25 protein-coding genes and 2 pseudogenes are annotated in these 24,816 nt (G+C 65.1%); 10 read left to right on the top strand and 17 right to left on the bottom strand.

The window, feature by feature from the left end:
- Positions 1-20: 20 nt before the first annotated feature.
- The 7 genes from ACVWYQ_RS19940 to ACVWYQ_RS19910 all read right to left on the bottom strand — a co-directional run bounded on the left by ACVWYQ_RS19940 (position 21) and on the right by ACVWYQ_RS19910 (position 4,533).
- Positions 21-812: a phytanoyl-CoA dioxygenase family protein gene (locus ACVWYQ_RS19940; RefSeq protein WP_404544297.1), complete on the bottom strand. Its 792-nt coding sequence runs from the start codon at positions 810-812 to the stop codon at positions 21-23.
- Between the two features lie 240 nt (positions 813-1,052).
- Positions 1,053-1,418, bottom strand: a complete 366-nt coding sequence (locus ACVWYQ_RS19935) for a BA14K family protein (protein WP_404544294.1) — start codon at positions 1,416-1,418, stop codon at positions 1,053-1,055.
- 164 nt (positions 1,419-1,582) lie between these two features.
- The gene (locus ACVWYQ_RS19930; RefSeq protein ID WP_128264973.1) at positions 1,583-1,846 is read right to left on the bottom strand and encodes a hypothetical protein; all 264 of its coding nucleotides are present in this window, start codon (positions 1,844-1,846) and stop codon (positions 1,583-1,585) included.
- A gap of 167 nt (positions 1,847-2,013) precedes the next feature.
- On the bottom strand, positions 2,014-2,424 hold the full coding sequence (gene rnk / locus ACVWYQ_RS19925) for a nucleoside diphosphate kinase regulator (protein ID WP_271539439.1): 411 nt from the start codon (positions 2,422-2,424) through the stop codon (positions 2,014-2,016).
- A gap of 9 nt (positions 2,425-2,433) precedes the next feature.
- Complete coding sequence (locus ACVWYQ_RS19920; RefSeq protein WP_271539437.1) at positions 2,434-2,919, bottom strand: GreA/GreB family elongation factor; 486 nt, start codon at positions 2,917-2,919, stop codon at positions 2,434-2,436.
- A 259-nt stretch (positions 2,920-3,178) separates the two neighbouring features.
- Positions 3,179-3,505 (bottom strand): hypothetical protein, encoded by a 327-nt coding sequence (locus ACVWYQ_RS19915; RefSeq protein ID WP_025032467.1) that lies wholly within the window; start codon positions 3,503-3,505, stop codon positions 3,179-3,181.
- Positions 3,506-3,669: 164 nt separating this feature from the next.
- Entirely contained in the window at positions 3,670-4,533 is an 864-nt protein-coding gene (locus ACVWYQ_RS19910; RefSeq protein ID WP_404546367.1) for a LysR family transcriptional regulator, read from the bottom strand.
- A 99-nt stretch (positions 4,534-4,632) separates the two neighbouring features.
- On the opposite strand from ACVWYQ_RS19910, the gene ACVWYQ_RS19905 reads away from it, so the two are divergent.
- From ACVWYQ_RS19905 to ACVWYQ_RS19895, 3 genes and pseudogenes are all read left to right on the top strand, one after another.
- A complete protein-coding gene (locus ACVWYQ_RS19905) occupies positions 4,633-5,940 on the top strand; it encodes an aspartate aminotransferase family protein (protein ID WP_404544291.1) in 1,308 nt (435 codons plus the stop codon).
- 21 nt (positions 5,941-5,961) lie between these two features.
- Positions 5,962-7,176: pseudogene (locus ACVWYQ_RS19900) on the top strand (gamma-glutamyltransferase); the annotation flags it as partial.
- 22 nt (positions 7,177-7,198) lie between these two features.
- Entirely contained in the window at positions 7,199-7,570 is a 372-nt protein-coding gene (locus tag ACVWYQ_RS19895) for a gamma-glutamyltransferase (protein ID WP_404546365.1), read from the top strand.
- 62 nt (positions 7,571-7,632) lie between these two features.
- On the opposite strand, the gene ACVWYQ_RS19890 is transcribed toward ACVWYQ_RS19895, so the two are convergent.
- Positions 7,633-8,571, bottom strand: a complete 939-nt coding sequence (locus ACVWYQ_RS19890; protein ID WP_404544289.1) for a cobaltochelatase CobT-related protein — start codon at positions 8,569-8,571, stop codon at positions 7,633-7,635.
- Between the two features lie 181 nt (positions 8,572-8,752).
- Between ACVWYQ_RS19890 and ACVWYQ_RS19885 the strand changes: the two genes are divergently transcribed.
- From ACVWYQ_RS19885 to ACVWYQ_RS19865, 5 genes are all read left to right on the top strand, one after another.
- Positions 8,753-10,897, top strand: a complete 2,145-nt coding sequence (locus ACVWYQ_RS19885; protein ID WP_456726302.1) for a GumC family protein — start codon at positions 8,753-8,755, stop codon at positions 10,895-10,897.
- 2 nt (positions 10,898-10,899) lie between these two features.
- Positions 10,900-12,063 carry a glycoside hydrolase family 5 protein gene (locus ACVWYQ_RS19880; protein WP_456726301.1) on the top strand — a complete coding sequence of 388 codons (1,164 nt, stop codon included), beginning with the start codon at positions 10,900-10,902 and terminating at the stop codon, positions 12,061-12,063.
- A gap of 56 nt (positions 12,064-12,119) precedes the next feature.
- The gene (locus ACVWYQ_RS19875; protein ID WP_271539423.1) at positions 12,120-13,679 is read left to right on the top strand and encodes a hypothetical protein; all 1,560 of its coding nucleotides are present in this window, start codon (positions 12,120-12,122) and stop codon (positions 13,677-13,679) included.
- A 97-nt stretch (positions 13,680-13,776) separates the two neighbouring features.
- Positions 13,777-13,995: a hypothetical protein gene (locus tag ACVWYQ_RS19870; RefSeq protein ID WP_271539421.1), complete on the top strand. Its 219-nt coding sequence runs from the start codon at positions 13,777-13,779 to the stop codon at positions 13,993-13,995.
- Between the two features lie 10 nt (positions 13,996-14,005).
- Entirely contained in the window at positions 14,006-14,464 is a 459-nt protein-coding gene (locus tag ACVWYQ_RS19865; protein WP_271539419.1) for a hypothetical protein, read from the top strand.
- An 80-nt stretch (positions 14,465-14,544) separates the two neighbouring features.
- Here the strand turns inward: ACVWYQ_RS19865 and ACVWYQ_RS19860 are convergent, their stop codons facing one another.
- The 5 genes from ACVWYQ_RS19860 to ACVWYQ_RS19840 form a co-directional block, all read right to left on the bottom strand.
- Positions 14,545-14,973, bottom strand: coding sequence for a hypothetical protein (locus ACVWYQ_RS19860; protein ID WP_271539417.1), 429 nt, complete (start codon positions 14,971-14,973; stop codon positions 14,545-14,547).
- A gap of 20 nt (positions 14,974-14,993) precedes the next feature.
- Positions 14,994-15,347: a hypothetical protein gene (locus ACVWYQ_RS19855; RefSeq protein WP_271539415.1), complete on the bottom strand. Its 354-nt coding sequence runs from the start codon at positions 15,345-15,347 to the stop codon at positions 14,994-14,996.
- A gap of 58 nt (positions 15,348-15,405) precedes the next feature.
- Positions 15,406-15,906 (bottom strand): hypothetical protein, encoded by a 501-nt coding sequence (locus ACVWYQ_RS19850; RefSeq protein ID WP_456726300.1) that lies wholly within the window; start codon positions 15,904-15,906, stop codon positions 15,406-15,408.
- A 206-nt stretch (positions 15,907-16,112) separates the two neighbouring features.
- On the bottom strand, positions 16,113-16,505 hold the full coding sequence (locus tag ACVWYQ_RS19845; protein WP_456726299.1) for a hypothetical protein: 393 nt from the start codon (positions 16,503-16,505) through the stop codon (positions 16,113-16,115).
- 72 nt (positions 16,506-16,577) lie between these two features.
- Positions 16,578-16,922: a DUF1236 domain-containing protein gene (locus ACVWYQ_RS19840; protein WP_036026829.1), complete on the bottom strand. Its 345-nt coding sequence runs from the start codon at positions 16,920-16,922 to the stop codon at positions 16,578-16,580.
- A gap of 491 nt (positions 16,923-17,413) precedes the next feature.
- Here ACVWYQ_RS19840 and ACVWYQ_RS19835 point away from each other — a divergent pair, with 491 nt between their 5' ends.
- On the top strand, positions 17,414-18,733 hold the full coding sequence (locus tag ACVWYQ_RS19835; RefSeq protein ID WP_456726298.1) for an aminotransferase class V-fold PLP-dependent enzyme: 1,320 nt from the start codon (positions 17,414-17,416) through the stop codon (positions 18,731-18,733).
- 199 nt (positions 18,734-18,932) lie between these two features.
- On the opposite strand, the gene ACVWYQ_RS19830 is transcribed toward ACVWYQ_RS19835, so the two are convergent.
- The 4 genes and pseudogenes from ACVWYQ_RS19830 to ACVWYQ_RS19815 all read right to left on the bottom strand — a co-directional run bounded on the left by ACVWYQ_RS19830 (position 18,933) and on the right by ACVWYQ_RS19815 (position 23,967).
- Positions 18,933-19,955 (bottom strand): LLM class flavin-dependent oxidoreductase, encoded by a 1,023-nt coding sequence (locus ACVWYQ_RS19830; RefSeq protein WP_456726297.1) that lies wholly within the window; start codon positions 19,953-19,955, stop codon positions 18,933-18,935.
- Positions 19,956-20,009: 54 nt separating this feature from the next.
- Entirely contained in the window at positions 20,010-20,474 is a 465-nt protein-coding gene (locus ACVWYQ_RS19825; protein WP_456726296.1) for a hypothetical protein, read from the bottom strand.
- Between the two features lie 238 nt (positions 20,475-20,712).
- Positions 20,713-21,574 (bottom strand): annotated as a pseudogene (locus ACVWYQ_RS19820) (L,D-transpeptidase).
- Between the two features lie 119 nt (positions 21,575-21,693).
- A complete protein-coding gene (locus ACVWYQ_RS19815; protein ID WP_456726295.1) occupies positions 21,694-23,967 on the bottom strand; it encodes a LuxR C-terminal-related transcriptional regulator in 2,274 nt (757 codons plus the stop codon).
- Between the two features lie 387 nt (positions 23,968-24,354).
- Between ACVWYQ_RS19815 and ACVWYQ_RS19810 the strand changes: the two genes are divergently transcribed.
- Positions 24,355-24,648: a DUF718 domain-containing protein gene (locus ACVWYQ_RS19810; protein WP_157283331.1), complete on the top strand. Its 294-nt coding sequence runs from the start codon at positions 24,355-24,357 to the stop codon at positions 24,646-24,648.
- Positions 24,649-24,816 lie beyond the last annotated feature (168 nt).

Here is a 24,816-nt window from a genome sequence, read left to right as displayed (position 1 = left end):
AGGTCCCGGATGTCACCCCCTTAGACCGTCAGCCCGCAAGCCCGCCGGATCGCGATCTGAACCGGCGAAGGTGGCAGCGCCGGATCGAACTCGCGCTTCGGCAGCAGCGGAGGCTGTGCCATGAAGCGCGGTTGTTTCCCGCGGTGGGGTTGCGCGGCATGAACCAGGAACGGGTGGCACAGATAGACGGTGCCTGGCTTGCCGGTCGCAAGTTCAACCTCGCAGTCCCTGGTCGACGCCCAGTCGCCGGCAGCAAGTTGCCGGAGCGTTGCGCCCGCCTTGCCATGGGGCAGTAGCTCCCGCGCGATGGCCGCATGCGAGCCTTTCCGGATTCGCGTGGGCGCATCATCGTTTCCGACGTCCGAGAACAGGAAGAGCATCAGCAGCGCACGGCCGCTGCTCTTCACATTGGCACGCCATTCCATGAAGTCGGCATCGGCGGTGCCAAAGCTCATGTCCAAATGCCAGCCATCGTCGCCCGGCGATTGCGATGACGGGAAGCGGATCGGAAAGGTTCCGAGGCCCGTCGGCGCAAGCCAGCGCCCTTCACCGGCGAGCTGATCATAGGCCTTGTGCAGAAGCGGCGTATTCGCGGCTTCAATGAAGGGGGGCGTGGCTTTGGCGCCGACCCGGAGCACGGGCTGGGTCCAATGTTCGGGCTCGTCCGGCGACAGGCCGATATCCGCCCACAACTCGTCCCTGCATTGCTTGGCAAGGTCGGCGCTGAAGGCATTCTCGAGTTTGACGAAACCGTCGTCGATGAAGGTCTGGACCTGTCTTGGCGTCAGGCCAGCCTGTTCGGTCTTGGGCATTGCACATCTCTCCGTTCGGCTATCGCAGCGCGCGAAGCCGTTTGATCTGAGTGGCGCAGGAGCGCCGGAACGACGTTCTGCCGTTCAGATCAGCGGGAAGAATGTGGAGATGAACATCATGGCGGGAACGTATAACGCGGTGGAGCGCCGAATCAAGGCACACGCGCGGCTTGCGGAGCGCATGTCGAGCGTCGGCAGCCTCGCACCGAACGCGGAGGCTGCCGCAGGCTTATGCATGGGTCATGGGCAGGAGTGGCGCAGACCATCGCGGCCCAGATAGGTCCCAGAGGCGGGATCGTCGGAGCGATAGCGCTGCGCACAATAGGAGGCGGCATTGGATTGAGCCTGGCTGTTGGCGATGGCGCCGCCGATGATCGCGCCCGCTGCGAGGCCGCCGAGGACGGCTGCGCCCGTGCCGTAATGGCGGTGATGGTGCCTGTGGCCATACCGATGACCATGTCCATGCCAGTGCCGGTACTGCACCTGTTCCACGCCGGAATCGGGGGCGGGATTTGCGATCGGCAGAGGTGCCGCGAGCGCGGGTGAAGCCATCGAGAGCATCGCTCCAGCGGCCGCGAGGGCAACGAAAGTTCGACGCATCGTCATGTCGGGCTCCCTGTTGGTGAGGATGCGAGAGCAACGGCCGGTTGCGCGCTCCGTTCCTCCAGCGGGTGGCGAGCGTCAGAGGGTCGCAGAAAATGAAATGTTCGTAACGGTGCGTGCGGAGCGTCGCTACTGCCGTGCCCGTCGCTCGCGCAGGCGCTTCGTTACTATCTGTCCTCGCTATCCCGCCGGCGGAAGGGATCGGCGACATCGTCGTGACCGCTGCGGCTGCTGAAGAACATTAGCGCCATCAGCCCGCAGCCGACGAGCAGGGAAAAGAAGGCGCCAAGGCCAAGCGCGATCCAGCCATGCTTGTCCATCTCGACCCCGGCGCTGGCTCCCCAGACCGAGAATCCCCAAATGCCCGTGAGGATCAACATGGCTCCGAGAGCGACCAACAGCGCGACCTGGCCGGCACTCATGTTCTTCATGGCTGTTCCCATTGTCGTGCCCGACGAGGGGGCAATTGCGAAAAGCGCGCAGGCGTTTCTGTCACCACACTGACCTTTGCGTGGCCGCTGAGCGCGCACGGAACGCGCCCGCGGGCGCGTTCCTGCAAGGAGCAGGCCTATGCTCGGTCGGATTGCCGTTTCCTTTGTCAGGAGACGGCGAGAACGGTGAGCCCTCTCGTCCGCTTGTCGGGCGTCTCGAACTCGATCCGCTGTCCCACCGAGAGACCGATCAGGGCGGCTCCAACGGGCGTCAGGATCGAAATCTGGTTGAGCTCGATGTTCGCCTCGTGCGGATAAACCAGCACGATCTCCCGACTGGAGCCCGCCCCGTCATCGCGATAGATCACTCTGGAGCCCATCCGAACCACGCCGCTCAAATCGCTCTCTTGCGCGATCGTTGCGCGTTCCAGCTCCCGGGCCAGAAACTGGGCGACGCGGGGAAACAGGTCCATAGTCGAATTCGCAAGCGAGTTAAGACGCCGCGATTCCTCGTCTGCGATCTTGATCGGCGGCAGCGCCGACTGTTCTCTTCGGATCTCGGCTTCGAATTTCTGCATTTTATCCTCCTAGGCTGCGCTTGGTCCCGGGTCGTCATCGCACGGCCCTTTGCGCCGACTTGATCGGACGAGAGGGACGACGTTCGGGCTCGATTGGCTGACGCTCTGAACCCTGACGACGTTCAGACAGCCCGCGACCACGTACGGCATCTGATCGCCGACCTGCAGGCCGATCAAAGCGGCTCCCAAAGGTGTCAGCACCGAAATGCGAGCGGGGTCCGACCAACACTCCTCGGGCCACACGAGGTGCACAGTGCGGCGCGGAACGCCCCAATTCGTGCAGAACGTGACCCATGATCCCACGGTCACCCGCGAATTGAGATCGTCCCATGTGTCCGGCACGATCTCGGCGCGGTTGATCTCACTGAGCAGGAAGATCCCGTCGAGATCGCCCCTTTGGGAGGCGCGGCAGGCAAGCTGTTCAAGCCGTGGATAGTCCGATGCGATGAGCTTGATTCTTGGAAGAGGCAGCACGGCACACTCCTTCTGCTTCAATACGACCTCTCAGACGGAGGTCACGAAAGCTGGAAAAGAGCCCGGACGGCGCACAGCGCCGTCCGGCTAACCGCCTGCTTGGAGGCGGCCGGCGTGAAGACTGAAACGCGCGGTGCGCGCGTCTATGTCGACGACATATGCCATGACATTCCGACTATAGTGATTCATTCCTGCGGTACCATTGCGGCGAAACCGCACAGCCGCGAGCAGTTGATTCTCCGCGGGCGATACGGCTCCAGCTGCTACGGCTACGAGGCTTTCACCGCAGGCCCTGCTCGTCGATCAGGATGCGGTGGATCTCGATGCGCTCCGGCAGCTCGATCAGGAACTCCGCGTCGCGCGCGAGATGATGGACCTTGGTCGGCTCGCCCTTGGTGAAAGCGGTCATGGCCGCGATGTCGGCCCAGTAGGAGATGGTGGTGAACCACGTCTCCTCGTCGCGGTCCTCGCGCAATTGCTGCACACCGAGCGCGGTCTTTCGCAGCGGCGGGATGCCCTCGGCTTGCAGATAGGCCTGGTAGGCGTCGGCGAGGTCGCGGCGGGTACGGCCGCGCCAGATGCGGGCGATGGTCGGCTTGGTCGGCATGGCAGGATTCTCCTCGCTGCCGAACGCAATGCGGCGCTTCCCGTTCCAGCGTCCTCATGTCACGGCCACGACGCGGCGCCGGAACAGCTCGATCGCTATGTCGGGCAGGAGGGATCGCTGGCGCAAGCCGGTCAAGGACGCGCACATCGAGGTGCGACAGTTCACTAATCGATCTCCGCCTTGGTCTTCAGTCCGGGCAACACGGTGCGGACGTGCTCGGCCAGCGTCGTCGCCAGCAGCGAGGGCCTCGCCTCCGAGAATTCGAGCGCGATGCCGATGGTCGGAAGCAGGGGCAGTTCGGCCGACACGACGTGAAGATCGAACGGGACGGCGGTTCGCGTCAGGACGCTGATCGCATGACCGGACCGCGCGATCGCGATCAGGCCGGCGAGACTGTTGCTCGCGTAAGCGACCCTGTAGCGCCGATTGACCGCGTCCATCGCGGCGCAGGCGGCGCGGTAGTCCAGGCTCATCGGCGCCGCCAGCGCCAGCGGCAGCACATCCTGCGTCAGTATTTTCGGTTCGGCCTCGTTCGCGACCCAGACGAAGCGCTCCTCGCGGATCACCTCGCGCGCTCCAGCATCGGACAGCGAGACCAGCGCCATGTCGATCTGGCGCCGCGCCAGCATTGGGCGCAGCTCGGAGGTCGGTGCGCAGACCATGCGCAGCTCGACATTGGGATGCAGCGCGCAGAACCCCTTCAGCAGCGCCGGCAGGAAAGCGATCGAATAGTCCTCCGGGCAGCCGAGGCTCAGCGTCCCCTTGAGGCCCCCACCGCTCATGTCGGCCAGAATCTCGTCGTGCTGCGCCAGCAGCGTCTCGGCGTGGACGAGCAGTTTCTCGCCGGCCGTGGTCAGCCTCATGCCGGATCCGCTGCGGTGAAACAGCGACTGCGTGATCGTCTCTTCCAGCCGTTGCATCTGCATGCTGAGCGCGGACTGTGTCCGGCCAATCTGCAAGGCCGCCAGGCTGATCGAGCCCGTGCGGGCCACGACGACGAAATTCTTCAGAAGGGTGAGATCCAGCATCGACATCAGGAAGATTGATATCCAGATTGAATTATATCAATTAGCTTGAAGTCAAATTCTTGACTAGAGGTCAGAAGTCCCAAGCGCAGGTGGCTTGTCATGACCTTGAACGCCGATACCGATTTCTGGGCGTCCGCCAACACGCATCTGACCCGCTACGGCCCGAGTTTCGAACCCGTCATTATCGAGCGGGCGGCCGGCAGCTTCGTGTACGACGCCGATGGACGCGCCATCCTCGATTTCACCTCGGGTCAGATGAGTGCCGTGCTGGGGCACACGCACCCCGACATCGTCGCCACGGTTGCACGGCAAATGGGTGCGGTCGCTCATCTCTTCAGCGGCATGCTCTCGCGTCCGGTGGTGACGCTGGCCGAGCGGCTCGCTGCGCTTGCGCCCGGTCTCGACCGCGTGCAGCTGCTGACGACAGGCGCGGAAGCCAATGAAGCGGCGATCCGGATGGCCAAGCTCGTCACCGGCAGGCACGAAATCGTCGCCTTCGCGCAAAGCTGGCACGGCATGACCGGCGCGGCGGCGTCGGCGACCTACAGCGCGGGCCGGCGCGGTTATGGGCCGGCCGCGGTCGGATCGTTCGTCATTCCTGCGCCGAACGCCTATCGGCCGCGCTTCAGGAACGTCGACGGCAGCAACGACTGGCAGACCGAGCTCGACGATGCGTTCGCACTGATCGACAGCCAGTCCACCGGTAGTCTGGCGGCCTTCATCGCCGAGCCGATCCTCTCCAGCGGCGGCATTCTGGAACTGCCGCTCGGCTATCTCGCGGCCTTGAAGCAAAAATGCGAGCAGCGCGGCATGCTGCTGATCCTCGACGAAGCTCAGACCGGAATCGGCCGCACCGGGCACATGTTTGCCTTCGAGCGTGACGGCGTGGTGCCTGATATTCTCACGCTGTCGAAGACGCTCGGCGCCGGTCTGCCGCTCGCCGCGGTCATGACGACAAAGGCCATCGAGCAGGCCGCGTTCGAGCGCGGCTTCCTGTTCTACACCACCCATGTCTCCGATCCCTTGCCCGCCGCGGTCGGCGTCACGGTGCTCGACGTTGTCGCGCGCGACGGGTTGGTGGCGCAGGCAACCGCCAGGGGCAACAGGCTCCGGGATGGATTGCTGTCGCTGCAGCAAAAGTTCGAATGCGTCGGCGACGTCAGGGGCCGCGGGCTTCTGCTCGGTCTCGAAATCGTCGTCGACCGACAGTCCAAGACGCCGGGGTTTGAACTCGGCGCGCGGATCATGGAGGAGACCATGCGTCGCGGTCTCAGCATGAACATCGTCAAGTTGCCCAGCATGGGCGGCGTATTCCGCATCGCGCCGCCGCTCACAGTGTCCGAGGCCGAAATCGATCGCGGTCTCGAGATCATGTCGGAGGCGATCCAGGCTGCGACGATGCACTGATCGGCGGAAGGCCTTTTCCGGATGCAACTCGCCAGGACATATGGGCGTCCGACGCTGTTCTCGCGGCACGGCATGGTCGCCGCCGCGCATCCGCTCGCGGCACAGGCCGGTGCACGAATCCTGATGCAGGGCGGCAATGCGTTCGATGCGGCCGTTGCCACCGCGGCCGCCCTCAATGTGGTCGAACCGTTCATGTCGGGGCTTGCCGGGTTCGGACTGGCCACGGTCTGGGTCGCAAGCGAGCAGCGCATTCGCGTGCTCGACTTCGCTCCGCCGATGCCCACAAGCTTCCCGGTCGGCAGATACACCAGCAGATTCGAGCTCGAGCGCGGTCCGCAGGCGGCCTCCACGCCCGGCAATCTCGCGGGCTGGTGCGAGCTGCTCTCGCGCTATGGACGCAAATCGCTTCCAGACGTCTTTGCGCCGGCGATCACGCTGGCGCGCGACGGCTTTGCGCTCTCGGACTTCGGTGTTGATGAGATCAACGAGCAGGTGCCGCTGCTTGAACCCTGGCCGGAGCTGCACGCGGCACTGGTCAGGAATTATCTCCCGGATGGAATGCCGGTGAAGCTCGGCAGCATCGTCGCGCAGCCTGATCTCGCGCGGACTCTTGCCGCGATCTCCGAATTGGGGCACGAGTATCTGTATGGCGGCAAGCTCGGCCGGCGGATCGTGGATTATCTCGCCACGCTCGGCGGCAGCCTGACGCTGGACGATGTCATCGCCGTCAAGCCGCATTGGTTCGATCCCCTGACCGTGTCCTATCGGGGGCTCGAGCTTCACGTCCCGGCGCAGCAATGCGGCGGCTTCCAGTTCGCCCTGACCCTCAAGATCCTTGAAGGCTTTGACCTCGGGCGTCTGCCGAAGGACGGCGCCGATCATCTCGATACGGTCTATCGCGCGATCCGTCTCGCCGCCGGCGAGCGCATCGCCCACGGCAATCTGGGACCGGATCAAGCCGCTGGAGCAATGTCCGACGCGACGATCGCGCGGCTTCGCCAGCGTGTGAGCGACGGCCGGCCGATCACCGGCCCGACAGAGCAATGGATGCCGCAGGATCGTGCCGATCCCGGCCACACCACCTCGTTCTCGATCGCCGACGCCGAAGGCAATCTGGTCTGCATGACGCAAAGTCTCGGCAGCCCGTTCGGCAGCGGCGTCGTAGTGCCGGGGACCGGCGTTTGCCTCAACAATCATCTGCATTGGGCCGACGTGCAGCCGGGAAGCCCGAACCTCGCCAAGCCGGGCGACGCGTTGCATGACGATGGCACCGTCGATTGCGACGCGCGGCAGCCGTCCGGTGCTCGCGCTGGGGACGCCCGGCAGCTACGGCATCCCGCAAACCCAGGCCCAGGCTTATGTGCAGCACATCGAGTTCGGCCTTCCGCTGCAGCAGGCGATCGAGGCGCCGCGTTCACGGCTGTGGGACGGCCGCTTCATTCAGGCAGAGAACCGCATCGCGCCGGAGACCATCGCCGAACTGAAGCGCCGCGGCCACGAGATCGAGATCTTGGAAACCGGATGGACCATGCTCTGCGGAGGCATGCAGGCCGTCGCGCTCGATCCGGTAACCGGCATGATGACGGGTGCCGCCGATCCGAGGCGGGACGGGTATGTCATCGGCTTGTGAGCGGTCGCACATCGAGGCGAGCGCAGGCAGGCGCCGCTAATGCGCGCCGCGCCTGAATGCAACTAAGCGGACGGATGCAAGAGCCGGTTGATGAGCTGAACCAGGGTGCTTTCCAGCTCTTCAGGAGAGCTGATCGTGAGGCCATCCTTGTAATACTGCTCGACCGGATGGCCGATACCAATTGCGGCAAGCCTGATATCGCCGGCCTGCTCGATCTCGCCGATGACACGGCGCAAATGGCGATCCAGATACAGGTCGCCATTCTCGAGCAACGTGGAATCGTCGACCGGCGCGCCGTCGGACAGCACGATAAGGCATTTCTGTCTTTCGTCGCGCTGGCGCAAGCGCGACGCAGCCCATTCGATGGCCTCGCCATCGATGTTCTCCTTGAGGAGATCCCGCCGCAGCATCTCGGCACAATGTCGCGCGCTCAGCTTCTCTGCGGGGCTGCAATAGACGGCATGCAGCAGATCGTTCAAGCGGCCGGGATAAGAGGGCTTGCGGTCGTTCAGCCATTTCTCCCGGCTCTGTCCGCCCTTCCAGCGTGCCGTCGTGAAGCCAAGCACTTCGTGGGTGACGCCGAGGCTATCGAGCAAATCCGAGGCGACCAGTGCAGCCCTTGCTGCGAACAGGATCGGCTGTCCGCGCATGGATCCGGAATGGTCGATGAGCAGTGTCACGATCGTATCCGAAGGGGACCTGTCCCGCTGCTGGGTGGCGGCAAGGTCCGCGCGTCGTCCCGCAAGCTCCGCTTCGAGGTCGTACAGCGGTCCGGTGTCGACTTGCGGAAATCGCTCCGCTGAGCGGCGATCGGGCGACGCGGCCAGGACCGCATCCAGATCGCCGGCCTTGATCTCGAGGTCAAAGTCCTTTGTATAGGCCCGATAGGGCCGGGCGGGATCGAATGGGACCGGCGTCTGCCGGGACTTCCGCAGCGATGGCAGAAAGCTCAACGCCATCAATGCAACGAGCGCCGTCAGGAAAGCGTCACGCCAAAGCAAGCCGGCCTCCAGTGATCTCGATCGTCAAATACGGCGCGTGGCTGGCCGCGCCTCGTTAACGAATCGTTCACCGCCCAAGACCATCCCAGCCCAGCCCAGCCGTAACCGGCGGTTAACCATGGATATTTACGGTGTAGCAAGCCTCTGAGCTATGACTGTCAGTTGATTTCGAGTCCAACCCATGGCGTTCGGTAGCCGCGCATCTCCGCGAAGCATCGCCCCGACGGAGCAAGCGGCTTCGTGGGAAGCGCCGCGCGCTGCGAAGGCGAAGCCTGACGCCGCCGCGCCGGGACTGACCAAGGGATCGCTGACCGTCTCCGGTACGCTGTCCTTTCTGCGCGAGAACGGCCGGCGCATCCTGACGCTGGCGCTGGCGCTGTTCGCCCTCGGCGTCGTCGCCCTGATGGTGCTTCCGGTCCGCTATGCCGCGACGGCCCTGGTCGTGCTCGATCCGCGCGAGCTGCGCGTGACCTCGGAGCAGGACGTGCTGCCCGGCATCGGCCAGGATGCCGCGGCGCTGCAGAGCCAGATCGAGATCGCCAAATCCGACGGCTTCCTCCGCCCCCTGATCGAGCAGCTCAAGATCGCGGACGACGAGGACATCGCGGGCGGTTATACCGACATGACGCGCCTGCTCGAACGATTCCGCAACCGCCTCGAGATCACCCGGCGCGGGCTGACCTACGTCATCGCGATTTCCTTCACCTCCAACCGGCCGGATCGCGCCGCCTACTACGCCAATGCCATCGCCGAGGCCTTCGTTGTCAGCCAGGGCCGCGTCCGCACCGAGGCGACGGACGAGGCGGCCGGCTGGCTCCAGGACCGGCTGAAGACGCTGAGCGAGCGCCTGCGCGCGTCGGAAGACGCCGTCGCCGCCTTCCGGCTCGAGCACAACATCGTCAATGCCGGCAAGGAATCCACCACGCAGCAATTGCGTGTGACCGACCTGACCCAGCAGGTCTCCGCCGTCCGCGCCCGCACCGAGGAGGCCAAGGCGCGCTACGAGCAGGTGCAGCGCGACGTCAAGGCCAATGTCGAAGGGCCGGTGAAGCAGGATCTCCTCAGCATGCTGCGCGCACAGCGCTCGGCGCTGAACGACCAGATCGCGCAGAAGAAGGCGGTCTATGGCGACCGCCATCCCGACCTTGCGATCTCCTACAGCCAGCTGGCGGACATCAACCGGCAGATCGAGATCGAGCGGAAGAAGAACATCGACACCGCCAAGTCCGAATACGAGGCCCAGCTCGAGCAGCAGAACGCGCTGGAAAAGCAGCTCAAGGCGGTCGAGACGAAGATGCTGCGCGACGGCCAGGCGCTGGTGAAACTGCAGGAGCTGCAGCGCGACGCCGATGCCAACCGCAACATCTACGAGCAGTTCCTGTCGCGGTTCAAGACCACCAATGAGCAGCGTCAGCTGCAGGCGTCCCAGACCAAGATCGCCTCAATTGCCATTCCGCCGTTGCGCTCGACGCGTCCGCCGCTCGCCTTGCTGCTTGCGGCGCTGGCGATCGGCTCGCTGCTGACGTCCACCGCCGCCGTTGCTGTGACGACCAGCCTGTCCGCCGACAAACCCGAATCCGTTGAGGCGCCTGTCTCACGTGAAGCGGAGGAGACGCCCAACCGGCAAGTTTCCCCTCCTGCCGCCGCCGCGCGCCCAGCCGAGGCTATGCCCCGCCTTCCTGTCTGGGCCCGCATCCCCGAGCTGGCGCCAGGAGGCGGGTTCAACACGGTCTGGCAAAGACCGGTCAGCGCGTCGGCCGAACTCGATCTCGGCCCCCACTTACGGCCGCTGCTCGAACGCATCGACCGCGTGCCGGTGCGCGGCTGCAAGGTCGCGCTAGTCTTGTCGGTCGGCAAGAGCGCCGGCGGCAACACGGTAGCGCGCTCCCTCAATCGTGCCGCCGTCAACCGCGGCATGATGAGCGTGCTGATCCGGCTCCAGCCGGAATTTGCAGGCACTCAGCCGCCGGTGACCGAATGGCAGGACGGCTCGACCACGGCGGGACTTCAGTCGATCGACGAGCTGCTCAGTGCCGGGCGGAAGCCCGATGCGCGGCCCGAGGACGATATCCGCTCGGAGTTCGACCTGATCGTGGTCCACGCCGGCAATCTCGCCTTGCAGCCGGACGCCATTGCGCTGGCCGCGCATGCCGACCTGATCGTTCTGGTGGCGCGCGCCGGCGAGCTTGGTTCGTCGGCGATGCGCAGAGTGACCGCGGCGCTGGCGAGATACGCGGCGGTGCCGACCGGCCTCGTCGTCAATCACGTGCCCGCTGATTCAATGGTGGCTCAGCCCGACGGTGGCGCTTTGGGCCTTGCGGTGTGACGATGACAGCCTTGCGCTGCCGTCTGCTGGCTGCGGCGATGCTGTTGTCGATCGCGGTCGGCCCTCCGGTATTCGCCGAGGATTGCGTGCCCCTGCCGTCGACGGTTTCGCCCGGGCGGCTTGCCGCGCTCTCGCGCGGCTTCAACGCCGACGGCTGGATCAACGGTGCGCCACCGAGCCGCGCGCTGCTGCAGCAGCTGCACAAGGCGGGCATGAGCCATGTCCGCCTGCCGGTGCCGGCGGAGCGGGTGATGCCGCGCTTTGCCGCAAAGGACGAGCGCGAGGCGACGCTGCGCGTGCTCGACGGCGCGTTGAAGCAGCTGACCTCGCTCGGCTATTCCAGCTCCGTCGACCTTCATCCGGGCGAGCGCTTCAATCGCCTGCACAAGGATGATCCGGATGCGGCAATGGGCGAGATGCAGGAGGCCTGGCGCGCGCTTGCTGGGATCATTCGGTCCTATCCAGCCGATCTAGTCTTCGCCGAGTTGCTCAACGAACCCGATATCGAAGCGGACAGATGGCAAAAGGAGGTCGAGGCGCTCACCGCCTTCGTTCGCCGGTTGCTGCCCGCCACCACGCTCATCGTCGGCCCGGTCAACTGGCAGCGCGCGGACTCGCTGCCGCGGTTTCGTCCGCTGGCGGACCCTGACGTCGTCTACGCCATCCATTTCTACGATCCGATGGTGTTCACCCATCAGGGTCACTGGGACGCGCGCGATCCGCTGCACGACATCATGGATCTGCCTTATCCGATCAATGCCGGCGATCCCAAGGTTCAGGCGCTTCGGCAGGATTTGCAGGCGAGGGGCGCGGTCAAGGCGCTCGCCATGCTCGATACCGCGATTGCCGCCGCCAAGGACAAGCCGGGGGCCGATCGCTGGCTCGCGCCCGCGCTCGCATGGCAGCGGCAATTTTCGCGGCCGATCATCGTCAATGAGTTCGGCGTGTTGAAAGCCGGCGCCCCCCGGCAGAGCCGGTTGCGCTGGCTGGCGGAGGTCACTGCCTATGCCCGCGCGCATTGCTGGGGCTGGGCGCATTGGGAACTGGCGCAAGGCTTTGGCCTCGTCGACTCCGCAACCGGCAAGCCCGATCCCGACGTGCTACGGGCGCTGCTCGGCACGCCCGGCCGGCCTGAACGGGCTCCCGCCGCGCGTCGCGATCGTTAACGGATCCTTACCCCTCGCGCAGCTATCTTGTCCGGCGCGATGGCAAAGGACGATTGATGAGCGCCGGGTACTCACCGCAAGGCCAGAGCGTGCAGGCCGCGCCGTCGCCTCCGGCCTGGCGCGAACTGGCCGCGACCTTCTGCATCGCCATCGCGGCGATCGGTTCTGCGCCGGTTCTGCACCTCGCCAATCCGGCGCTGGCCATCACCATCGAGGTCCTGATCGGCATCGCCATCGTCGTTGCGGTCCCGACCTCTGCGCCGGCGGTCGCGATCTTCGTCCTGTTCTTCCAGAACCTGTTCGTCTCCATCCTGTCGCCGCTGGTCCCGCTACCCTCCGATCTCGACTTCATCAAGGGCTACAATTTCCTGCTCTGCTCCGTGATGTGGCTGGCGACGTTTGCGCTTTACGTGCTGGGCCAGAGGAATCAGTCGAGGGAAATCAATCAGATCATGCGCTGGGGCGTCGTCACCCTGGCCGTGGTCTCGCTCTATTTCGCCATCGGCTTCGTCCAGGACGGACAGCCGGCGGCGGTCTATTTGCGCAACATCGTTCTGCCGCTGTTTCTGTTTCAGCTGTCGTTCCTGACCGCGGCAACCTTTGAGGTGCGCATCACGCCGTTCCTGGTTGCGCTAGCGGTCATCCTCATGCTGTGCGGCTATGTCGAGCTCGTCTTGCGCGATGTCTGGCTGGCCGTCACCAACGGCCATACGTTCTGGGGCTTCGACGAGCTCAAGGCGACCCATTCCGGCGTCTGGGAAACCCAGATGCGGCAGACCGGCAACGTGCCCGTCACACTCAAGGATCGTTTCAGCTTCGACTTCCTGAACACGCCCTTGCTTGAAGGCTTCGGCCTGTCGAAGATGCTGCGCATTCACGGCCCGAACATGCACCCGATCAGCTTCGCCTACGGGATCGGCTTTCTCGCCCTGTTCCTGTTCTCGGTCGGACGCCCGCTGCTCGCCCTGGCAGCCCTGCCGCTGCTGGTCTTCTGCAGCGTGAAGGGGGCGCTCATCACCGTCATCTTCGTGGCTGCGGGCTGGATCGGGACTCGCCTCATCGGCGCCGTCGCGACATTGCTGCTGGGGTTCGCCGGGATGATCGCCTTTGCGATCCTGGCGATCCGCATCGGCCTGCAGATCGGCGACTATCACGTCATCGGCCTGATGGGAGGCCTCGACGGGTTCGTGCAGAGACCTTACGGCCGGGGCCTCGGCATCGGCGGCAATTTGTCGGACAGCTATTTTTCGATCGATTGGAGCGCTGCGCAGGCGGCCGGCACGATCGACGGCGCGGTCGAAAGCGCGATCGGCGTCCTCTTGTACCAGATGGGCATCGCGGCCTTCGTGCCGCTGGCCTTCTATTTCGCGATGGCGCTCAAGGCCTGGCGCCTGTACGCGTCGTCGGGATATCTGACGCAGGGCCTCGCCGGCTTCGGAATCCTGGTCGTTCTGCTCAACGGATTATTTCAGGAAGAGGCTCTGTTCGCGCCGCTCGCGCTGGGCCTGATGCTCTCGCTCGCCGGTCTCGTCATCGGCAGCCACGCGAGGGTGCAGAGCGTTGCCAACGAGGATGCCGAGCCCGCTGGGCTCACCCGCTACCAGCCGGCTGCGTGAGCTGCCGGCCTGCCGACGGTCCCAGTACGTGTCCATCCAGGAACTTCCGTTTTTTCCCGGCGTTGAACTCGATCCGCACAAGCGGCCGACGGATGCGATGAAGAATTTTTCCAACGCCGAATTTTCTCCCGAGGTGATCGAGATCATGACGACCGCGCTGGAAGCTGCCGTTGCGACCCTGCCGGATCCCGTGCATTCCTCGCACGTCAACGCGCTCGCCGAATCCATCCTGCGCACCGCCGGCGCCGGCGAGCGGAACGTCTCCAACCTGCAAAGAATCGCCCTGATGGAGCTGCAACTGGCGCCGCGCAAATGACGAGGCGGACATGAAGGCACTGCTTGCCGCAATCATGGCGCTCTGTGCGACATGCTCGGTTGCCTCGGCAAACGGCTGGAGGATCTACCGCATCCCGGAATCCGGAACGTCGGTCGACATTCCCGCCTCGATTTTCACCGAGCCGGCCGGCAAGCCCGACGGATATGGGCAGCGGTTTCGCAGCTCCGACGGCAGTGCGGATCTCACCGTTCAGGCCGCCGAGAACCGGCAGGGCCTGTCGCCGGCCGAATTCCTTGCCAGCAAGAATCCGCCGACGGGGATCATCTACAGGCGGATCACCTCGAGCTTCTTCGTGGTCTCGAGCATCAAGCGCGACAAGATCTGGTACAACAGGTGTAATTTCGCGCGGGGCTATGTGCACTGCGTGTTGATCAACTATCCCGCCGCCCAGAAGCGGCGATGGGACGCCGTCGTGACCCGGATCAGCCGCAGCCTGCATGGTGGCTGAGCCAGCTCCCAAGACGGAAAAGCCGCAAACGAAAGCTGCCCGAGCAAGCCGGGCAGCAGGTGGTTGAGAGCCGCGCGATTCTAGCGCGCCGTCGTCGTCGTCCTCGACATGGTCGGCTTCGAGCCCGGCACATGCGACATCGTCTTGGTGGTCGAGCCGACTTGCTCGCCGGCCTTGACCTTGGTGCGGGTGTGCGAGCGGCTGAACGTGCCGCCATCATGGGCTTGCGCGCGAGCGTTGGAGTTCATCACCGGACCGTTGCCCTTGTTCATGCTGACGCCGGTCTTGGTCTTGCCGTCGACGGCAGCCGCGCTTCCGCCGGCCGCGATCGAGGAGCCGGTGCGGCCCGTCGCCGAGGTGGACGTGCCGCCGGTGCCGACGGTGGAGGCGGAGGTGCCGCCTGCTGCGGCCGAGCCGCCGCTGCCGCCGGTGATGCTGGTCTGCGCCAACACGGGTGAAGCGGCGGCAAGCAGAAGCGCGACCGCCGAGGTCGTAACGAGCGTTCTCATGGTTCAATCCTTTCGATGCATCAAGGCGACGAGGTCGAGATCGTGCAGCCGTTGACGGTGATGGTGCTGGCGCTGGTGGAGCCGGGCCCGCCCGCCGTCGACGAGGAGCTCGAGACGTGGCCGCCGCCCGCTTGCACATTGACCGACGATCCGCCCGCCGAGCTCGAGCTCGACAGCGAGCCGCTCGATGCGGTCGAGCCCGTCGTGCCCGAACCCGATGCGCCCGCGGCCGTGATGCTGCCGTCCGCATGCTTCACCACCGTCACCTTGCACGTCTCGCCCGACGCCGTCTTACCGGTCTTTTCGATGGTTTCTGCCGATGCGGCGCTGCCCATCAAGGCCAGCACCGTGATCGCAACGATTGACTTGTTCATTGCGTCTCCTCCTCAACATGGACAAAGGGAGCGGCACCGTGCCGCTCCCCGGATTGGACTAGTTCTTGTCCTTCTTCCACTCGTCCTTGTTGTGGCCCTTGCCCTTTTCGAGGCCCATGTCGCTGGCGTGGCTACCGGACCTGCCGTCGCCCATGCCGGGCGATTTCGACGAACCGGACTGGCCAACGGTCGAGCCGCCCGCAGCCGAGCCGCCGGTGCCGACGCTGGACGAGCTCTTGCCATCGCCCGCCGATGAACCACCGGTGCCGAGCGTCGAGGCCGAGCCGCTGCCCGAGCCACTGCCCGCCGCCGATCCGCCGGTGCCGACGGTCGAAGAGCTGGTGCCGCCGCCCGCCGACGAGCCGCCGGTGCCGAGCGTCGAAGCAGAGCCTGACCCGCTGCCGCCAGCCGAAGAGCCACCGGTGCCCACCGTCGAAGAGCTGGTGCCGCCGCCGGCCGATGAACCGCCGGTGCCGACCGTCGAGCTCGATTGCGCAACGGCGAGCGCCGTGCCGGCCAGCAGCGCGGCCGCAGCCGCAGAGAGCTTCAGGATCCTCATGTGCATTTCCTCCAGGTTTCCAAAAATCAAATCGCCAATCAGGCACGGGATAAACTGGCAATCGCGCAAACGTTCCTTCGTGTCGGACGCGTTGATGTGTTGATGCGGTCGGAACCAGTCCGCGATGCGAAAGCGCGTCGCCGTTCATTCATTCGGCGTTCATCTGTGCTTCGGCCATGGAGTCGCGTTCGCTACGTTGCCGACTCTCAGAAGGCTCCGGCCGTCACCTGACGTGTGGAGAGGCGAGAGGAGGCCGCGCGGCCATTCCGATTCGAATGCAGGCCGGCTGCGCGCGCCGTGTCGCGCCGAGATGCCGCGACGTCCGGCTTTCGCGTTTCAAGCATCGTCAATGCGCCGCTCGTACCGCGATCAGGCGCGTCGGCGGCGAGCAGGGGCGTGGAGACGGTGGCGGCGATCCGAGTGGATGTGTCGAAGATGATTTTTTCAGGCAGCGCCCGTGCGGAGTGGATGCGAATGGTGGCCCGAGCGGCCTCCGGGCCGGCAGCACGCTCCGCGGGCTGCGGCAGAGAGTGATCCAGCAACAAGAGCAGCGCCACCGCGAAAATGCTTGCAAATGCGAGGTATCGAACGATCGGCATCAGGCGCTACCGCAAACGAGCTGTCGAAAGAATGCACGGGCGGGTCGCCGCGACGACCCGCCGTGCGGCGGTTTAGTCGATCTCCTGGACGACCATGCGGCTGCCGGGATCGACCAACATCACGCGGTTGCCCGAATAGACGTAGCGGTACTTGGTGAGCGAGGGACCCCAGTCACTCGGCACGGCGGCGAGCTCGACGTCGCTCGGCACGGGCGAACCGACGACGATCTTTTCGCGCGTTTCGACCGGACGGATCTTGCGCTCGGTGACGTAGGACCGGATCTTGGTGCGGTACTCCGGTTCGATCTGCACGGCGGCGCCGTGCCCGGCCCCGGTGGTGGTGGTGACGGTGGTTTGTGCCATCGCCCCCGTCGACACGAGCAGAGCGGCGGCCGAAATCAACATGAGCTTCTTCATCGCGTTCTCCCTTGCCGCTGCATGCGGCGCTGCAATGAACTCGCCATCAGCTGCGCCGTTCCGGAGAAACCCGGAACGTTTGCCGTTTTTTCCCGTTCTCTCCCCGGGAGGATTCAACTGGAGGAGAGAAAAATGCCTGTGTTGATTCTTTGGGCGGTGCCCGCGCTCATCGTCCTGGGCGGCGGCATCTATCTCATCGGCTACCTGCACTGAATGTGAAGGTTCCGGTTTCCGGACGAAGCAAGAAACCGGACCCCACATCCGCTCGCGCGCGTCGAGGCCGCTGCTCCGGCCGCGCCGTCGCCATCGGCTTCCGATCATCGCATTGTCACGCTCCGGTCATCTCCGCTGCATCGTCCGTTGCTCTTGTCCCGCGCGCCAGAGCCTGCTTCGTCCGGTGACGTCGGAACGGAGCTCTGGATCGTCGTTTGGCACTTTCGCGATGCGATTCCGACGCCGCTTCGCTCGAAAACGCTCTGGGGAGAGCTGACATGCAACGGATCAGGACGATTTCAGCGGACCGCCGCGCGATGCTCAAGGGCCTCGCGGTAGCGGCCGTGGCGCCGCTTGCGGGGCCGGCCTTTGCCGCCGAGGGACTTCCGCCGCAACCGACCGGCTCAGTGGCCGCCATCGCCACCGACAAGTCCTATTGGGCGGCCGTGAAGGGGCTCTATGCCGTGACGCCCGACATCCTCAATTTCGAGAACGGCTATTGGGGCATCATGGCCGAGCCCGTGCGGCGCGAGTTCATCCGCCAGTCCGACATGGTCAATTATCAGAACACCTATTACGCGCGGCTGCGTGCGGGTGCGGATTTCGAGGCGGTGCGCACCAAGGTGGCGGAGGCTGTCGGCGCGCTTCCAGCTGAGATCGCGCTCACCCGCGGCGCCACCGAAGCGCTTCAGCTCCTCATCGGCGGCTACAACAGGCTGAAGCCGGGCGACAGGGTGCTCTATGCCGATCTCGACTATGATTCGATGCAATATGCGATGAACGCGCTGAAGGCCCGCCGTGGCGTCGACGTGGTCAAGTTCGACGTGCCGGAGCCCGCCACCCGCCAGGTGGTGCTCGACGCCTATGCCCGCGCCATCGAGGCGAACCCGAAGACGAGGCTTCTGCTTCTAACCCATGTCAGCCACCGCACCGGCTTCGTCATGCCGGTCGCCGAGATCGCCCGCATGGCCAAGGCCAAGGGCATCGACACCATCGTCGATGCCGCCCATTCCTGGGGACAGCTCGACTTCCGGGTGAGCGAGCTCGAGGCCGATTTCGTCGGCTTCAATCTGCACAAATGGATCGGCGCGCCGCTCGGCGTCGGCTTCCTCTACATCAGGAAGGATCGCCTTTCGGCCATCGACCGCAACATGTGCGACGAGGATTTTCCGGAAAGCGACATCCGCTCGCGGGTGCATACCGGCACGGTCAATTTCGCCACGATGCTGACGGTGCCGACGGCGCTGGCGCTGCATCAGCAGATCGGCGGCGAGGCCAAGCAAGCGCGCCTGCGCCATCTGCGCGACTATTGGGTGAGCCGCGTCCGCGGCTTCAAGGACATCGAGATCCTGACGCCGGATGAAGCCGGCTCATATGGCGCGATCACGTCCTTCCGCCTTGCCGGAAAGACCGGCAAGGCCGACAACGAGGCCATCGTTGCGAAGCTTCGGGACAGCCACAAAATCATGACGGTGCGCCGCGCCGGCGTCGCCAAAGGCCAGTGCATCCGTGTGACGCCGGCGCTCTTCACCGACGAGGCCGATCTCGACCGCCTCGTCGAGGCGCTGGCCGTCATCACGGGGACGAAGACGGGGTGAGGCTGGGTAGGGTCCGGGCTATCGCATGTGAGGTTGCTTGAGGCACGATAGTCCCCACATCGTCATGGCCGGGCTTGTCCCGGCCATCCACGCCTCGCCGCGCGGCACCGAGAAACGTGGATGCCCGGGACAAGCCCAGGCATGACGACCGTTTGGGAGGGTCCAAATGTGATTCCTCTGGGACATATTGCCGTTCGTGTCACCGCCACCCCAGCGCCGGCGCCACATGCGTGAGGATCGCCTCGATGGCATGCGCGCAATAGTCGACGCCGAGCTGGTTCGGGATCGTCAGCAGCAGCGTATCGGCTTCGGTGATCGCCTCGTCCTGGCGCAGCTGCTCGATCAGCACATCGGGCTCGGCCGCATAGCTGCGCCCGAAGATCGCGCGCGTGCGCGGGTCGATGAAGCCGATCTGGTCTTCGCTGCCGCGCTCGCCGCCGAAATAGGCGCGGTCGCGCTCGTCCATCAGCGCGAAGATGCTGCGGCTGACGGAGACGCGGGGCTCGCGGCTGTGGCCGGCTTCCTTCCACGCCGTGCGATAGGCGTGAATCTGCGCCGCCTGCTGCACGTGAAAGGCCTCGCCGGTCTCGTCGTTCTTCAGCGTCGAGCTCTGCAGGTTCATGCCGAGCTTCGCCGCCCACACCGCGGTGGCGTTCGAGCCGGCGCCCCACCAGATCCGTTCGCGCAGGCCCGGCGCATGCGGCTCCAGGCGTAAGAGCCCCGGCGGGTTGGGAAACATCGGCTGCGGATTGGGCTCAGCGAATCCTTCGCCGCGCAGCAGGTCGAGGAAGACCTCCGCATGGCGCCGCCCCATGTCGGCGTCGCTCTGGCCTTCGGCCGGCCGATAGCCGAAATAGCGCCAGCCGTCGATCACCTGCTCGGGCGAGCCGCGGCTGATGCCGAGCTGCAGCCGTCCGCCGGCGATGAGATCGGCGCTGCCGGCGTCCTCCACCATGTAGAGCGGGTTCTCGTAGCGCATGTCGATCACGGCCGTGCCGATCTCGATCCGGCTGGTCCTGGCGCCGACCGCGGCGAGCAGCGGAAACGGCGAGGCCAGCTGGCGCGCGAAGTGGTGGACGCGGAAATAGGCGCCGTCGGCCCCTAACTGTTCGGCCGCGACCGCCAGCTCGATCGATTGCAGCAGCGTATCCGCCGCCGAGCGCGTCCGCGATTGCGGCGAGGGCGTCCAGTGCCCGAAGGAAAGGAATCCGATCTTTTTCATGCGGGCAAGATATGGCTGATCGGAAGAGTTTGCGAGACGTTCCTGGAGGCGGCGTCAGATTTCGCAGCCGGTCAAGTTCAAAGCCTTGAGCAGGCCGCCGAACGCCTTGAGGCGACAGTGCTCGGTCTCGCTGGCGGCCTTTGCGCGCTGAACAGTGGCGGCTCGTTTGACGCCAAATGCCTTTGGCTTCGGCTTGGGAGGTTCAGCGGTCGCGATCCGTTTCGGTTTGCTTCGCGGACGGACGACCGGCGCCGGCGCGAATGAACGGACATGCACGTCCTGCGGAGCAACCGGGTTATCCACCGAAGCGGTCTGTGTCGGCATCGCGCGGCTCTCAGCGGCAACCTCGAGGCGATCGGCCTTCGCCAGCGCATCGTGCGAAGCGGGGATGCTTGCGTTCTGCTCGGCAGGCGGCTGGACCGTGGCGGCGATGCGACGCGGTGGAGCGCTCAGCTCCATGGCCGATAGCATTCCCACACTCAACAGGATGAGGAGGCCCAACAACGCCATTCTCAGCATAACGCGCCTCTGACCCAGGTTAGCGCCGCTAAAAATTCTGCGCGTCAATAAGGCAACTTTGCCGGCGGCCGCCGCCCAACGGCAATCATTTGTCGACAGGGTTAATTCGATGCCGCATCTTGCCAACGCAGACCGGCTTTGGTCGCGCAAGATGGTCTGTTCGGCCGTGGTTACCGACGTGAGGTGACGACTTGAATTGCTCTTTGTCCTCGGGGCAGAGCCAGGAGGAAGGACCGAACTACTGCACCTCGGCGATCTTCGGTCCGGCTGACGGCATCTGCGCGCTGGTCGCCGACGGCCGGCTCGACGGCGAGGCCGGATCCGGCGATCGGGATGCGGCATCGGGCGCACCCTGGGACGGTCGACGCGCCCGCATTCGTCGGAAGCACGATCACCTTCGCGCCGACTTTCACCCGCTCATAGAGGTCGACGACGTCCTCGTTGGTCAGGCGGATACAGCCCGACGACACCCGCTTGCCGATCGTTTCCGGCTTGTTGGTGCCGTGAATGCGATATTCTGTCTCGCCGAGATACATCGCGCGGGCGCCGAGCGGATTGCCGGGCCCGCCCGCCATGAACCGCGGCAGATAGGGTTGACGCGAGACCATCTCCGCAGGCGGGCGCCAATCCGGCCATTCTGCCTTACGCGCCACGGTCTGCTCACCGGACCACGCAAAACCTTCGCGGCCCACACCGATGCCGTAGCGCATCGCCTGCGTGTCGTTCAGGACGAGATAGAGGAACGTGTTGTTGGTATCGATGATCACGGTGCCCGGCGTCTGGCGGCTGGCATAGTCGACCACCTGCCGGACCAAGGCTCCGGGAATTTCGGCGTCGGCTTTGGGCGGTTCGACCAGCGGCGCCGGAGCCGGAACCGGAGGAGGCGCGGGCGCTGCTGCGTGAACCTGCGGTGCCACGTAGACCGGCGTCGACGATGCCATGGCCTGGGGCGCGGACGGCTTCCGCACCGGTTGCACGTTTCCCGGGGGAGCCAGCAAGCCATACCCCAATGCTGCGACGGCCACGGCGCCAATTCCGACTCTCGCTGCCATCGGCAGTGCGATCGTCTCGGCCTTCCGGCGTTTGGCCCGCTTGCTCATGTCTTCTCCCAGGTCGCCACGCCCAGGAGAGGTACCCCGCAAGATTTAAGAAAGCTCGAAGCGATTGCGCTGGGACAGGAACCGCTGGCGATGGTTAACGCCGTACGGAGACGCGTGCGCTACACGAAAAGATCCTGCGTCGGATGGTGGTCAACGCCTCTTGCGTGGTCCACTGCGCTTTGCTCCGCGTGCGAATGGCTAATCGGGTCCGAAGTCAGGATCGACGCCAGTTCAGCATGTCCGGCGTGGTGAAGACCACGTCCAGCCGTATCGGCGCCGGAGCCAAGTTCGAGATGATCTGAATGTCTTGGCGCTGGCAGGTCATTCTTGAAATGAAAAGCATCTTCGGCCTTGGGCGCGGCAGCCGCTTTTTCCGGACCTGCATCATGCTGAGCCCGGTCGTTGCCGCCGGCCTTCTGGGTCGGCTCCGCAGGCGAATTCTTGGAGTCGCCTGGATGTGCCTGATGCAGGTCACGCTGCGCCTGGCCGGAACTGGCATGGCTTGCCGGGACATCATCATTGGCATGGTGCTTGGCACCTGCGGAACCGTCCTCCGAAGCGCGATGCAGTTGTCCTGAATTGGTGTCGTGTCCGGTCGAATCCTGCTTGGCCTGATGCTTGTCGGCTGCTGCGCCTTTCTCTGAAGCGTGCAGGTCGCCCTGCGATTGCCCATGACTTGGATCGTGGCCGGGTGGCCCGTGCTCGGCGTGCTTGTTGCCGGCTGCTGCGCCTTTCTCCGAGACGTGCAGGTCACGCTGCAATTGCCCATGATTGGGGTCGTGGCCGGGTGGCTCGTGCTCGGCATGCTTATTGCCGGCTGCTGCATCCTTCTCCGAAGCGTGCGATTGCCCCTGGCTTGATGCGTGGTCGGGTGGCCCGTGCTCGGTCTCCGGCTTGCCGGCTGCTGCGCCGTCTTCCGAAGCGTGCAAATCGCGCTGCGCTGGTCCATGATCGCGTGCGTCGATCGCCGCTGCCTGTGTCGTGCCGCGTTCGGCATTCCTCGCGCCCGTTGCGGCCGCCTGTTCCAAGCCGCCATGATCGCTCAGAGCGTCGATGGCGCCGGATCCGATATGAGGGTTGCCGTTGTCGCCGAAGCCGTCCTCGCGCGCGGCCGCGTCGATGGTCTGAACCTCGTCGGCTCTGGCCATGGCGTCGCCTCGGGCAGCGGCGAAGGCGAATGAATCATGGTGTAGTTCGGGATCGGGCCAGGGCAGCTTGTCGAAGCCGTCGAGGTTCGCATCCGGCCTTGCAGGGTTGAGGGCGGCGAACGCGCTGGTCTCTGCGGAAGCCGACGCAAAGACGTCGCTCAGGCCGTCGGAAACCGTGAACGCCTGCGCGTGATTGCTGAAAAGTTCGTAAAGCGAGACTCCGACTGCCGTCATCATGAACGTGCCGGCGCTGCTCAAGCCCGCTCTTGAAGGGGTGAGGGGCGGCGCCGTGATCGTGCTGCCAGCAATATCGGCTCGGGATTCGATGAGCTTGGCGGCCCGCGTCGGCATGTCTGCCGGGGAGTTCTCGATACGGAAGGCTTTGGCCGTTTTGGCCGGAAGGGTCGTTTTTGCGGAGGTGATCTTGATGCTCACGATCGCGCCGGCGCCGTCTGCGGTTATGACCGTGAAATTGTCGGCATCCGCATGATCGAAGGCCGCCGCGTTCGCGGATTGAACGTCATCCAGCGCCGCCCAAATCAGAGCTGCAAGCGCGCCGACGCCGCCGTAGAGGCGGGACAGGGCGAAGCTTGCGAGCTCCGTCCGGCCCTTGATGTCGAGCCGCGCGGACATGCGATCGATCCGCGCCTGAATGGCGCCTGGGGCGACCTTGAGCTCGCGCGCAATCTCCTTGTTCGACATGCCGCTGGCGACCAGACGCATGATCCTGCGCTCCTGGTCCGTCAGCGCTGCCAGGCCATTTTCGCCAGACGCGCCATTGCCTGCCTTGCCGGCCGCCGGATGCGCGTTCGGCGCCACCAGCCTCAGGGACTGCAGCAGGTTTTCAGGCTCCTCGCGCATCGGTATAGCCGTGCAGGCACCCGCTGCGACAGCCGCAGCGAGATCGCCGCGTGCGATCGATGCGGTGTAGAAGACCAGCCGTGTGCGAAGGCTTTCGGCGTTGACGGCGGCCAGCATGGCTGAGGCCGTCAGATCGGGAAATCCATCCTCGACAAGCGCGACGTCTGGCACCAACGTCCGGACGGCTTCGAGGCAATCGGCTCCATTGATGCAGGACGCAACGATCTCGAAGTCACGTTCGGTCGCAAATAGCGTCTCAAAACCCTGCAAGACGATCGGACGGCGATCTGCGATCACGAGTCGGATACGACGCATCTGGTTTGGCTCGCCCGGCGTTCCCGTCTTGATTGGCCCAGCAAGGCGACCCGGCTTCAGCTGCGTCACCTTCTAGAGCAGCGCGGCAACGCGCGACACCCTCGTTGGTTCCACGAGGTGTGAAGCCCAGGGATGTCAGTACGGAGCAGCGGATGGGTTCGGCCCATCTTGATTCTTCCGATGCGCCCTGCTCCTGTTTTGCCCGACGGTGCAACGCTTTCGTAAGATGAGCAGAGTGCGCTGCGGTCATTCGAAAGATCGTGCTTGCTGGAGCAGCCAGTCCCGCCGCGGAGATCTATTCCGTCTCGCCGCGCTCTAAGTCGCTGATTCTGTTGCCCCGCCTACCGTGCGTGGGGTTGTTTTCGACTTTTTGTTGCGGGGGTGCAAAGATATCGGTCCGAACCCGATCTGGTACGGCGCTCGCATTTTCATCCAATCATGTTCCGGAGGCGCGTCATGCAGGTTTACAACGTCGTCAAGTTCAAGGTGAAGCCGGGCGAGGAGGGCGCCTTCCTCGATGCGCACCGAGACGGCAAGGCCAAATGGCCGGGGCTGGAGCACGGCGTCATCATCAGGACCGGCGATCAGACCTTCTGCCTCATCGGCACGTGGTCCAGCCAGGATGCGCTGGTCGCGGCCCGCTCGGCGATGATCAAGACCCTCGACAGTTTCAGGTCCGTGCTCGAGGACCAGGGCAACGGACGCGGCGTGACGGACGCGGTGTCGGGCGAGGTCGTGCTCGCGCTGTAGCGCGGGCCGCGCCGCCACTTCATCACCCGCAGGGGCCCCTCGTCGTGAACCGCTGCGTCTTGACGCCGGGGCCACGGGCTCGTCGGAAAATGAAGCAGGGTTGGGGCGTGTCGTCGGCTATTTGCCGACTGCCGTTGTACGCCATTGGCCGTCAGGCGTTACTTTCCG

This window comes from Bradyrhizobium sp. USDA 3397 (assembly GCF_054060965.1).
Note: the sequence above shows the minus strand (reverse complement) of the source record. Positions and strands in the feature narration are given on the sequence as shown.